Annotated in this window: 10 protein-coding genes and 2 rRNA genes (1 of these 12 only partly in view); 2 read left to right on the forward strand and 10 right to left on the reverse strand. The window is 47.8% G+C overall.

Annotation, left to right across the window (positions count from 1 at the left end; all coding sequences use genetic code 11):
• Positions 1–1,622: ribosomal RNA gene (locus G8759_RS02595) — 23S ribosomal RNA — on the forward strand (it extends 1,210 nt beyond the left edge of the window).
• Between the two features lie 123 nt (positions 1,623–1,745).
• Positions 1,746–1,856: ribosomal RNA gene (gene rrf, locus G8759_RS02600) — 5S ribosomal RNA — on the forward strand.
• Between the two features lie 183 nt (positions 1,857–2,039).
• On the opposite strand, the gene G8759_RS02605 is transcribed toward rrf, so the two are convergent.
• The 10 genes from G8759_RS02605 to ilvA form a co-directional block, all read right to left on the reverse strand.
• Positions 2,040–2,501 (reverse strand): hypothetical protein, encoded by a 462-nt coding sequence (locus G8759_RS02605; protein WP_167204941.1) that lies wholly within the window; start codon positions 2,499–2,501, stop codon positions 2,040–2,042.
• Positions 2,502–2,619: 118 nt separating this feature from the next.
• Positions 2,620–3,759, reverse strand: a complete 1,140-nt coding sequence (locus tag G8759_RS02610) for a 2-isopropylmalate synthase (RefSeq protein WP_162385985.1) — start codon at positions 3,757–3,759, stop codon at positions 2,620–2,622.
• Positions 3,760–4,021: 262 nt separating this feature from the next.
• Positions 4,022–5,101, reverse strand: a complete 1,080-nt coding sequence (leuB, locus tag G8759_RS02615; protein WP_167204943.1) for a 3-isopropylmalate dehydrogenase — start codon at positions 5,099–5,101, stop codon at positions 4,022–4,024.
• Between the two features lie 2 nt (positions 5,102–5,103).
• Positions 5,104–6,624 carry an alpha-isopropylmalate synthase regulatory domain-containing protein gene (locus G8759_RS02620; RefSeq protein ID WP_167204945.1) on the reverse strand — a complete coding sequence of 507 codons (1,521 nt, stop codon included), beginning with the start codon at positions 6,622–6,624 and terminating at the stop codon, positions 5,104–5,106.
• Between the two features lie 103 nt (positions 6,625–6,727).
• A complete protein-coding gene (leuD, locus tag G8759_RS02625; protein WP_167204947.1) occupies positions 6,728–7,324 on the reverse strand; it encodes a 3-isopropylmalate dehydratase small subunit in 597 nt (198 codons plus the stop codon).
• A 14-nt stretch (positions 7,325–7,338) separates the two neighbouring features.
• Positions 7,339–8,739, reverse strand: coding sequence for a 3-isopropylmalate dehydratase large subunit (leuC, locus tag G8759_RS02630; protein ID WP_167204949.1), 1,401 nt, complete (start codon positions 8,737–8,739; stop codon positions 7,339–7,341).
• A 140-nt stretch (positions 8,740–8,879) separates the two neighbouring features.
• Positions 8,880–9,767 carry a helix-turn-helix transcriptional regulator gene (locus tag G8759_RS02635; RefSeq protein ID WP_167204951.1) on the reverse strand — a complete coding sequence of 296 codons (888 nt, stop codon included), beginning with the start codon at positions 9,765–9,767 and terminating at the stop codon, positions 8,880–8,882.
• 6 nt (positions 9,768–9,773) lie between these two features.
• Positions 9,774–10,124 (reverse strand): HepT-like ribonuclease domain-containing protein, encoded by a 351-nt coding sequence (locus tag G8759_RS02640; protein ID WP_167204953.1) that lies wholly within the window; start codon positions 10,122–10,124, stop codon positions 9,774–9,776.
• Positions 10,105–10,422 (reverse strand): nucleotidyltransferase family protein, encoded by a 318-nt coding sequence (locus G8759_RS02645; protein ID WP_167204955.1) that lies wholly within the window; start codon positions 10,420–10,422, stop codon positions 10,105–10,107. Before G8759_RS02645 ends, G8759_RS02640 begins: the two co-directional genes overlap by 20 nt.
• Positions 10,423–10,474: 52 nt before the next feature.
• A complete protein-coding gene (ilvA, locus tag G8759_RS02650) occupies positions 10,475–11,740 on the reverse strand; it encodes a threonine ammonia-lyase (RefSeq protein WP_232074108.1) in 1,266 nt (421 codons plus the stop codon).
• Between the last annotated feature and the right edge of the window lie 58 nt (positions 11,741–11,798).

Here is an 11,798-nt window from a genome sequence, read left to right on the forward strand (position 1 = left end):
GTATTGTGGTAGGAGAGCATTCTATGGGGGGTGAAGTTGTCGCGTGAGCGATGGTGGACCGCATAGAAAAGCAAATGTAGGCATAAGTAACGAGAATGAGGATGAGAACTCCTCACACCGAAAAGCTAAGGTTTCCTCCGCGATGGCAGTCATCGGAGGGTTAGTCGGGGTCTAAGGGGCAGCGGAATCGTGAGTCCTGAGGGGGAACAGGTTAATAGTCCTGTACTATCTATGCAGGATTCCTAATGACGGAGTGCTGGAGGTTCTACGTCCGGACGGAAGTGGGCGTTGAGCGGAGTCTTCGGACGAAGCGAAGGACTGAAGGGGCTTCCAAGAAAAGTTAGGGATCGTCAAGCGTATGGATACCCGTACCGTAAACCGACACAGGTAGCTGGGAAGAATATTCTAAGGTGCGCGAAAGAATCATGGTTAAGGAACTCGGCAAAATGACCCTGTAACTTCGGGATAAGGGGGGCCTACCCAGTGATGGGAGGCTGCAGAGAAGAGGCCCAGGCGACTGTTTACCAAAAACACAGGACTCTGCCAAAATGAAAGTTGACGCATAGGGTCTGACACCTGCCCGGTGCTGGAAGGTTAAGGGGGGAGCTTAGCGTAAGCGAAGGTTTGAACTGAAGCCCCAGTAAACGGCGGCCGTAACTATAACGGTCCTAAGGTAGCGAAATTCCTTGTCGGGTAAGTTCCGACCTGCACGAATGGTGTAACGATCTGGGCACTGTCTCAACCATGAGTTCGGTGAAATTGTAGTAGCGGTGAAGATGCCGCTTACCCGCCACGGGACGGAAAGACCCCGTGCACCTTTACTACAGCTTAACATTGATCGCCGGTCAGGCATGTGTAGGATAGGCGGGAGATTGCGAAGCGGTGTCGCCAGGCATCGTGGAATCAACCTTGAAATACCGCCCTTGGCTGACTGGCGGTCTAACTGGGCAACCAGGACCGTGTTTGGTGGGTAGTTTGACTGGGGTGGTCACCTCCGAAAGAGTAACGGAGGTTTCCCAAGGTTTGCTCATGCCGGACGGTAATCGGCAGCGGAGTGCAATAGCAGAAGCAAGCTTGACAGTGAGGCACACAGGCCGATCTGGGACGAAAGTCGGGTATAGTGATCCGGTGGTTCCGCATGGAAGGGCCATCGCTCAAAGGATAAAAGGTACGCCGGGGATAACAGGCTGATCTCCCCCAAGAGCTCACATCGACGGGGAGGTTTGGCACCTCGATGTCGGCTCGTCACATCCTGGGGCTGGAGAAGGTTCCAAGGGTTCGGCTGTTCGCCGATTAAAGTGGCACGCGAGCTGGGTTCAGAACGTCGTGAGACAGTTCGGTCCCTATCTGTGGTGGGCGTGGGATGACTGAGGGGGTCTGTCCTTAGTACGAGAGGACCGGGATGGACCAACCGCTGGCGGATCGGTTGTTTGGCCGCAGGCACGGCCGAGTAGCTACGTTGGGAACAGATAAGCGCTGAAGGCATCTAAGTGCGAAACTGGCCCCGAGATGAGTCATCCGGTATAAAGGGCCGTGGGAGACGACCACGTTGATAGGCGACAGGTGTAGGTGCAGAGATGTATAGAGCTGAGTCGTACTAATGAGCCCGGACGCGTAAGTAGAAGTGCTACTGAGACTAGTAAATCAAGTGTGTAGATATCGCGGTTTCTCTCTGTGGGAAAAAAGACAAACGATCTTTGGGTGGTGCGTCGTTCAGGCGGGCACTAGTCATAACGAGTCAACAGGTTGGTGCTGGTAAGGCGGGTGGACACCTCTTCCATTTCGAACAGAGCCGTTAAGCCCCGTACTGCCGATGGTACTGCTGTCACAAGTGGGAGAGTAGGAAGGTGCCACCTGATGAAATTGGAGTCTCTGATCGCAAGGTCAGAGACTTTTTTTTGGTAGTTCCCCCTCAACCCAAGGGCTAGCCGATACAGTCACAGCCATCAGGAAGTGAAGTCAACAATACGGAATCAAATCAACTAGAAAAAGCCACCTTCAACAGGTAGCTTTTTTGTCATTATAGAACAATTCCTGCTTTAGGCTAGAGCCATTTCCTGAATTATGGGAAGTGTTATTTTACTCAATAATTGCTCTTCGAGTAAATCAGCCCAGGCATTCATGTAAGAAACTACATCATCGCGAATGTTGTGTTTTAAATATCTAGCCTCTAAAGGAAACCGAAGAAGCACCTGTCTATCATCAAGTTTTTCAAGATGTTTTAAGTCTTCAAGCGACAGGCCAGCATTAAGCATTTCATTGATGACAAGATCAATTGGCATTTGGCTGGTTGAACAATAATCCTCAACCTGTTCGTTCCAGTCGCCATAGCGCTCCATAGCATAGCGGTGAATTTGATCTCTATTCAGTTTTGTCAGTTCCTGAGCTAGATTACCACAATTGCATCCTCCCATGTGACCCCATTGATAAGGAGCACCATTTGCAAGTTTACGAGCAGTTTTACGGAGGGCATCAATCAATTCTGGTGTTGGGCGTGCCATAGCTAAAGCGCTTTAGAGTAACGAATAGTTTTGTTCACTATTACTGGCCAAACAGCGTGTCTATTGCTTTTGTTCGCTTCTTAGAAATGAAAAAGCCCACCATTTGGCGGGCTCACTTTTAACGGACTAACTCCATAAGATCTTTATCATTCACCTCTTTTCGGATATCAGCCATATCCAGAAAACGAGTGTAAATACCATCTAAAGTTGGTTTGTCATAGCGGTAGCCGAGTAGTTCAAGCCGATGCTTGAGCGCATGGCGGCCACTACGGGCAGTGAGTACAATAGACGATTTTGGCACGCCAACGTCATGAGGATTCATGATTTCATAGTTTTCAGAATGTTTCAGAAAACCGTCCTGATGAATACCCGAAGAGTGTGCGAATGCATTACGGCCAACAATTGCTTTATTTGCCTGAACAGGCATGCGCATCATTTGAGACACCAGATTGCTAACTGGGAAAAGCCGGGTTGAGTCAACATTTGTGTATAAACCCAGTTCTTTTTTAATCTTTATCGCCATAACAACCTCTTCCAGCGACGTATTACCTGCACGTTCGCCAATGCCATTCATGGTAACTTCAACCTGGCGAGCGCCGTTCATAACACCAGCAAGGGTGTTAGCTGTAGCCAAACCAAGGTCATTGTGACAGTGAATTGATATAGTTGCCTGATGAACGTTTGAAACGTGTTCATAGATGTAGGCAATTTTTTTACCATATTCATCAGGCAGGCAATAGCCCGTCGTATCTGGAATATTTACCACAGTAGCACCAGCCTTGATAACTGCTTCGGTTAATTGAGCAAGGAAACCAAGATCAGCCCGACCTGCATCTTCCGCATAAAACTCGACGTCTTCAACGTATGTTTTAGCGTGTTTAACCGCTGCAATAGCCTGCTCCAGAATCTTCTCGCGCGTGCTACTGAATTTGTTGCGAATATGGATATCTGACGAGCCAATACCAGTATGAATCCGGCCACGCTTTGCCCATTTGAGGGCTTCTCCGGCTGCATCTATGTCGCCTTTAACAGCCCGGCTGAGGGCGCAGATGGTTGGCTCTGTAACAGACTTCGAGATTTCGACTACCGATTTAAAATCGCCAGGGCTGGATATTGGGAAACCTGCTTCGATAATATCAACCCCCATACGTTCCAGCTCTTTAGCCACCACAATTTTTTCTTCGGTGGTTAACTGGCAACCCGGCACTTGTTCACCGTCGCGCAGAGTGGTGTCGAAAATATAAACTCGTTGGCTCATACCCGGTATTGATTGGACTGTTAGTGATTCACTGGTTAAAATAAGGAAAGCCCTTTCTGGTGGAGAAAGGGCTTGCTTTGCATGGAATATCCTTCTCCGTTCTTAAAAAACGTTTAGTTTTTGCAGTCGGTTATTCAAACAAGTAGGCGTCATTTATATTTGCGAAATTTCGCTGTTTGCGTAAATACGCTACAAAAGTAGCCGTTTTTAGTAATTTTGCAAGCAAGTTACTAATTTTTTAATAAGACGGTTTGTCTATAAATCAGCCTTTTAATTGTTGCAGAATTTGCTCGCCCATTTGCTGAGTGCCCAGAATTTTATCTGGAGACGTGGTTGTATTGGCAATATCACGTGTACGATAACCAGCTTTCAATACGGCATCAACGGCGTCAATGACGGCTTGTGCTTCAGCTTTAAAGCCAAAGGAAATATCCAGGAGCAATGCTACCGAGAGAACAGAAGCCAATGGGTTAGCTAATCCCTTGCCCGTAATATCATGTGCAGAGCCATGAATGGGTTCATAAACTCCGGTACTGTCGCCCACGGAAGCTGAGGCCAGCATCCCCATCGAACCGGCAATCTGACTGGCTTCATCGGTCAGAATATCGCCAAATAAATTCCCTGTTACGACAACATCGAATCGTTTAGGATCTTTTATGAGTAACATGGCTGCTGCATCAATAAACTGGTGCTCAACCGATACGTCGGGGTATTCGGGGGCAAGCGCCTGCACTACTTCGCGCCATAAGCGGCTGCTTTCCAATACATTGGCTTTGTCGACTGAACACAGCCTTTTACTACGGGTACGTGCAGCCTCAAATGCCTTCCGAACAATACGCTCTACTTCATATTTACTATAAATCATAGTGTCGTATGCCGTATTGCCATCGTCGAGCCGTTCGCGTTTGCCGAAGTAAACATCGCCAGTCAGTTCACGGAAGAATAGGATATCGGCCCCTCGCAGGATCTCGGGCTTAATGCTCGATGCGTCGAGAAGTTCGTCAAACAGCTTGATCGGGCGTAGATTCGCATATAAGCCCAACTCTTTGCGCATTTGAAGTAACCCCTGTTCTGGGCGAACTTTTGCAGAAGGGTCATTATCGTACTTGGGGTGGCCTACTGCACCGAAAAGAATGGCATCAGCACTCCGCATTTTGGTCAATGTTTCTTCGGGTAGCGGAGAGCCGGTTGCTTCGATGGCAACGTGACCGATGAGAGCTTCGTCGTAGGTAAAGTCATGGTCGAATCGCTGAGCGATTAACTCCAGAACCTGCTTTCCTACGGTTGTTACTTCTGCCCCGATTCCATCACCAGGGACTACAAGAATGTGTTTTTTTGCCATGTTTAATCCAGTGTATTCAGCATTTTTTGGGTTGCCTTGATCGCTGACACGGCCTGGTCAGAATCGAGTCCCCGGGTTTTAAATTCGCGGTTTTTGTATTTCCAGGTAATTATTGTTTCACAAAGCGCATCGGTTCGGCCTCCCGTTGGAATCCGTACCGCATAATCGGTCAATATGGGCAATGTGCGTTTCTTTTTACCGTAGATCTTCTTCAGTGCGTTCATAAACGCATCATACTGACCATCGCCCTGCGCATTTTCCTCAAACTGGTCGTCGTCGATACGTACCCGTAGCGTGGCCGATGGTTTTAGGTCTTTTGAGTGCGTCAATACGTAATTGAGTATTTCCACCCGCGATGCAATGGCGGTGGTATTCAGCACATCGGAGATAACGTAAGGCAGGTCTTCGCGAGTAACTACCTCTTTCTGATCACCCAGTTCAATAACGCGCTGGGTAACCATTTTGAGATCGTTCTCCGATAACTGAATGCCTAATTCACGGAGATTATTCTCGATGTTGGCTTTCCCCGATGTTTTACCGAGCGCGTAACTACGCTTCCGGCCAAATCGTTCGGGTAACAGGGCGTTGAAATACAGGTTGTTTTTCTTATCGCCATCGGCATGAATACCAGCGGTTTGAGTAAATACATTGTCGCCGACAACCGGCTTATTGTCGGGAATGCGAAGCCCCGAAAATGTCTCGACAATCTTGCTAACCTGATACAGCGACTTCTCGACCACGCCCATTTTTACTTCCGGCATAAAGTCACGCAATACCGCGATTGCGCTGGCCATGGGGGCATTGCCCGCCCGCTCGCCCAGCCCATTAACGGTCAGGTGTATGCCCTGTGCACCCGCCCGAATGGCTTCCATCACGTTGGCAATGCTGAGGTCATAGTCGTTATGGGCGTGGAAGTCGAAGTGCAGTTCGGGATAACGGATGACCAGTCGGCTGACGAAATCATACGTCTCGGCAGGGGTCAGTATGCCAAGTGTGTCGGGGAGTAACACCCGACGGATGGGTTGGGTTTTTAGAAAATCGAGGTATTGAAGCACATAATCAGGCGAGTTTCGCATGCCGTTACTCCAATCTTCCAGATAAACGTTTGCCACTAAACCATGGTTTTGCCCTTTGCTAATAACCTGTTCGATATCGGCAAAATGTTCGCTGGGTGTTTTCTTAAGCTGGTGGGTCAGGTGATTGATCGAGCCTTTTGTGAGCAAATTCATGACCTTCGCACCCGATGCATGCATCCAGTCGAGTGAGGCTTGCCCATCCACAAAGGTTAACACCTCAATCTTTTCGAGTAACCCCACTCCCGCTGCCCAACCGGTAATCTGTTGAACAGCCTCTAACTCACCTGCCGATACGCGTGCTGAAGCTACCTCAACGCGATCTACTTTGACCTCGGTAAGCAGCAATTGCGCCAGAGCCAGTTTTTCAGATGCTGAAAACGACACACCGCTGGTTTGTTCACCATCGCGGAGTGTCGTGTCCATAATTTCTATGTAGCGACGTTTCATGTCTAAAGAGTGAAAGAGTGAAAGAGCGGTCCGCCGGAGCGGTGAATGAGCGAAAAAGTATTGACCTCCTGATCACTCTTTCGCTCATTCACTCATTCACTCTTTAAAATGGTCTTGTTTCGGCGAAGGCTGCGATTTCATTCTTCATCGATAACAAGTAGTCTATATCATCGTAGCCATTGGTGAGATTATGCTTTTTGTATTCGTTAATGGCAAAGCTTTCACTCTCACCCGTAGCTAGAAGCGTAATGGTTTGTGCAGGCAGATTTACCTCTAGTTCTGTCTTTGGATCGGCTTCAATAGCTGCAAAGATTTTTTCCAGAAACTCAGGGCTTACCCGTACCGGCAGGATACCGACATTGATGGAGTTGTTCTGGAATATATCAGCAAAGAAGCTCGAAACTACACAGCGGAAGCCATAGTCATAGATGGCCCATGCTGCGTGTTCGCGGCTGGATCCACTGCCAAAGTTTTTCCCCCCAACCAGAATCTTACCAGAGTAAGTAGGCATATTCAGGACAAAATCTGCCTTTGGGGTATTGTCGCTATTGTAACGCCAATCGCGGAAGAGGTTATCGCCAAAACCTTTACGTTCAGTGGCTTTGAGAAAACGGGCAGGAATAATTTGATCAGTGTCTACGTTCTCATTTGGCATAGGAACGGCACTGCTTCGGAGTATGGTGAATTTTTCGTAAGCCATTGTTAATAAGCAAGCTAGATGAGTTGACGGGGGTCTGTTACTACGCCTGTAACGGCGGCTGCGGCTGCTACTAATGGGCTGGCCAGCAGTGTGCGAGCGCCAGGACCCTGGCGTCCCTCGAAGTTGCGGTTTGAGGTCGAAACGGCGTATTTGCCCGCTGGAATCTTATCTTCATTCATGGCGAGACAGGCTGAACAACCCGGCTGGCGCAATTCAAAACCTGCTTGGGTCAAAATATCCAGAATACCCTCGTCTTTAATTTGCTTCTCAACCACGTGCGAACCCGGTACTAACCAGGCCGTGATGTGATCAGCTTTCTGACGACCTTTCACAATGGAGGCAAATGCCCGGAAATCTTCAATGCGGCCATTCGTACAGCTTCCTAAGAATACAAAATCGACGGGCTTGCCCAGCATAGATTCGTTTTCGGCGAAGCCCATGTATTGTAGCGATTTTTTGTAACTCGCAGAACCGTCTTTTACGGCATCGGCCATTGGAATCTGGTGCGTTACGCCAGTGCCTAAACCAGGGTTAGTGCCATATGTAATCTGAGGTTCAATATCGGCTGCGTCGAAGGTCAGATCGAGATCAAAAGTAGCTCCTTCGTCGGTTTTAAGCGTTTGCCAATACGGTACCAGTTTGTCCCATTGTTCACCTTTGGGTGATAGATCGCGGCCTTTCAGGTAATTGAGCGTGGTTTCATCGGGGGCAATCATACCTCCTCTGGCACCCATTTCAATGGTCATGTTACAAACCGTCATACGGCCTTCCATGCTCATATTCTCAAAAACCTCCCCGGCATATTCCACAAAATATCCCGTAGCTCCGCTGGCCGATGTCTGCGAAATGATGTACAGAATTACATCTTTCGGGAGAACAGCTTTACCCACTTTGCCGTTGACGGTGATCCGCATTTTCTTCGGCTTGGGCTGCATAATGCACTGTGTTGCCAGAACCATCTCGACTTCTGACGTACCAATACCGAACGCGATAGCGCCAAAAGCACCATGAGTTGAGGTGTGCGAATCGCCACAAACGATAGTCATGCCCGGTAGTGTAATCCCATTTTCGGGACCAACTACGTGTACGATCCCGTTTTTCTGGTGGCCCAGGCCCCAGTGCGAGATACCATAATGAGTAGCATTCCGCTCCAGAGCAGCCAACTGATTAGCTGACAGTGGGTCTGCTACCGGCAGGTGCTGGTTGAGCGTTGGCGTATTGTGATCGGCAGTCGCGAAGGTGCGCCCAGAAAATAAAACGGATGCACCCCGGCTTTCAAGGCCCAGAAAAGCCACGGGGCTTGTTACTTCGTGAATAAAATGCCGATCGATAAACAATACATCGGGGCCATCTTTAACCTGCCGGATGACGTGCTCATCCCACACTTTGTCGAACAGGGTCTTTGGGGTACTCATAGCTGTATAGGAAAACAATTATCTGTACAAACTGTCACTGTTTCTCAGTTATCAATGGAGCCGAGAAACTTGGCTACAAAATTGCTTAAACTTATCCAATCATTCATCTCGTCATTCGTCCAGTAAATAGCGATTTTAGTTCATTCGGACCTTTTGGGAGTAAAACCGTATTGCTGCTTGTAGGCTTTAATAAAATGAGAGACGCTCTCGTAACTGATTTCCCGACTTACTTCCGATACATTTTTATCGGTGTTGCGTAAGAGAAAATGAGCGTGTTCAAGCCGTTTCTGTCGAATCCAATGGCCGGGTGAGGTGTGAAAATGATCCTCAAAGTCACGTTTAAAGGCCGACAGACTTCTTCCTGATAATCTGGATAATTCGCTCATCGACAACGGCTTAAGTAAATATGTGCTCATCAGATAATCGAGGTCGGTTTTAAGGCCTTCGTAAATATGTAATAGAATTGCCTGTAGTTGTCCTGGTGGGTTTCCTACTGTATCAAGTTCCAGCAGATGCAGTAATAACTCCTGAAACTTGAGTCGTAGCAATTCATTCAAAAAAGGCGTTTTAGCCCCAAAATAGGGTAGTAGTGAATCAATAAATGTGGTGAAGGTGGGCGACGATGAAAATGATAGAATAAAGGATGCCGGTAGTGACGTTGGGCTATCTTTAAATAACGTAAGGTGCTGACTGACAAATTCTTTCAACAATTTTTCGTTCACGAAAAACACCAGACTTCGATAGCTTGAGTCAATGGATTCGTTCATGGAGTAGCAGCCTCGCTGAAAAAACAAAATGTCGCCTTTGCGCACGTGCAGCTCCTGGGTTGGCGAACTGAACTTCTTTTCTCCTTCCAGCACCACAATGACGGCATGTTCTTCAAAAAAAACCTCGTTCCGTTCAGGATATACGTCACTACGATAGGCCACAAACGTCATTTCTGAAGCGTCGGACCCATCTGGGACAGGACGCTGAATCGTCAGAGACTGAAACTGGTTGGGCTGAATGGAGGATGGGACGCGGAGCATAACTGGTTAACGCTTATTTATCTCCTGCTCGATAATGATGTCGATCCATACTTTATTGGGTCGGATTTCCTGTTGGATAGCATCCCACATTAGCTCATAATCGACTCCCCAATAGTGATGAATTAGCTTATCCCGCATTCCGGCAAAACCTTTCCAGTCAAATTCAAGATGATTATACCGAACTTCGTCTGGAATATTTTTACAGGCTTCTCCAATAACCTCGAAACTTCGGATAAATGCTTTGGATAGAAATGGGTGGTCTAAGAATTCTTTATAAGTAACGCCTTCTGAATAGGTCAGAATGTAGGACAATTCGGCTTGAATATGTTGCAGAAATTCAATTGAAGAAGGGTACATATTCAATCTCTTTTTCGGCTTCACGTTTCACAAAGGAAGCCATACCTTCCCACGTAAGAAGCTCTACTTCCCGTCCCATTACCTTCTCAAGGTAGTAGACCATGTTGATGAAATTACGGAACGTTTTTTTGCCTTCCTGAAACTCTACAACAAAGTCTATATCGCTTTCTTCGGTTTGTTCGCCCCGCACAAATGAACCAAATAATCCAAGTCGGGCTGCACCAAACTGTTTCAGGGCCGACTGATGCGACTGAATACGCTCGAAAGCTTGCTGTTTATTTTGAACGGCAGTTATCATCGCTTTTCAAGTCAAAAAAATCAGTTAACAGGAGCTGACTCCAGGTGCTAATCTACACCAAAAACTGAAATAAATCGGGCTGGTCGTTCAGGTACTCAAAGACGATGTTTTGCGCCTGCATTCGCTGGATAAGTGGCTCAAAATCTTCGCGACTCTTCAGCTCGATACCAACCACTGCCGGGCCGGTTTCCCGGTTTGTTTTCTTGATATACTCAAAGCGACTGATGTCGTCGGTTGGACCCAACACATTCAGAAAGTCGCGGAAGGCTCCGGCCCGTTGTGGAAACCGAATAATGAAATAGTGCTTCAGTCCTTCATACAGCAATGACCGTTCTTTGATTTCTTCGGTCCGAGTGATATCATTATTTCCACCACTAATTAAACAGACGACGTTTTTACCTTTGATTTCGTCCTTCAGCATGTCGAGTGCCGCAATCGTGAGCGCACCCGCAGGCTCGGCTACAATCGCGTCTTCGTCGTAGAGCTTAAGAATAGCGGTGCAGACTTTACCTTCGGGAACCAGCAACACACTGTCGAGATTTTTGCGACAGATCTCAAAGGTTATATCGCCCGGTCGTTTCACGGCAGCCCCATCCACAAACTTGTCGATCCGGTCAAGTGCTATTACGTGTCCTTCGTCGATAGAAACTTTCATGGAGGGTGAACCCAGCGGTTCTACACCTATCAGTTTGGTTTTGGGGCTTAGCTGCTTGAATACGGTCGAAAGGCCTGATGCTAATCCACCGCCACCGATGGCCATCAGCAGGTAATCGATCTTAAAATTGGAGTCCTTGAAAATCTCCAGTCCAACCGTTCCCTGGCCCTCAATGACCTGTACATCATCGAAGGGATGAACGAAAATGCTTTCGTTGGTTTTAACGAACTCCATGGCAGCATGGAATGCATCGTCGTAGGTATCGCCGGTAAGCACTACTTCGACAAACTCCTTCCCGAATAGCTTTACCTGTTTGATCTTCTGATTCGGCGTGGTTGTAGGCATAAAAATAATGCCGTGCACACCCATCTTCCGACAGGCATACGCAACTCCCTGAGCGTGGTTGCCTGCACTGGCACACACAACGCCTTTGGCCAGGGCTTCGGCCGGTAAACTTGCCATTTTGTTGTAGGCCCCACGAATCTTATAAGACCGTACAACCTGCAAATCTTCCCGCTTCAGGAAAACATTGGCTCCGTAGCGGTCAGACAGATTGATATTTTCTTGCAGAGGAGTATGCGCAACAATGCCTCTTAGCCGTTCTGCTGCCAGATAAATCGTATCGAGATCAGGAAAAGCGGCTTCGTTTAATGAATAAGGCACAATGAATAATGAGTTGAGTCCAGGATAATGGCACAACGAATTTATAGTATTCATTGTG

It is taken from the genome of Spirosoma aureum (assembly GCF_011604685.1).
Taxonomy (GTDB): Bacteria; Bacteroidota; Bacteroidia; order Cytophagales; family Spirosomataceae; genus Spirosoma; species Spirosoma aureum.

Coding starts and splice junctions, on each gene's coding strand:
- G8759_RS02635 (WP_167204951.1), bottom strand. CDS start 9,767: ATGCTCCGCGTCCCATCCTCCATTCAGCCCAACCAGTTTCAGTCTCTG.
- G8759_RS02645 (WP_167204955.1), bottom strand. CDS start 10,422: ATGATAACTGCCGTTCAAAATAAACAGCAAGCTTTCGAGCGTATTCAG.
- leuB (WP_167204943.1), bottom strand. CDS start 5,101: ATGGCAAAAAAACACATTCTTGTAGTCCCTGGTGATGGAATCGGGGCA.
- G8759_RS02610 (WP_162385985.1), bottom strand. CDS start 3,759: ATGAGCCAACGAGTTTATATTTTCGACACCACTCTGCGCGACGGTGAA.
- leuD (WP_167204947.1), bottom strand. CDS start 7,324: ATGGCTTACGAAAAATTCACCATACTCCGAAGCAGTGCCGTTCCTATG.
- G8759_RS02620 (WP_167204945.1), bottom strand. CDS start 6,624: ATGAAACGTCGCTACATAGAAATTATGGACACGACACTCCGCGATGGT.
- leuC (WP_167204949.1), bottom strand. CDS start 8,739: ATGAGTACCCCAAAGACCCTGTTCGACAAAGTGTGGGATGAGCACGTC.
- G8759_RS02640 (WP_167204953.1), bottom strand. CDS start 10,124: ATGTACCCTTCTTCAATTGAATTTCTGCAACATATTCAAGCCGAATTG.
- G8759_RS02605 (WP_167204941.1), bottom strand. CDS start 2,501: ATGGCACGCCCAACACCAGAATTGATTGATGCCCTCCGTAAAACTGCT.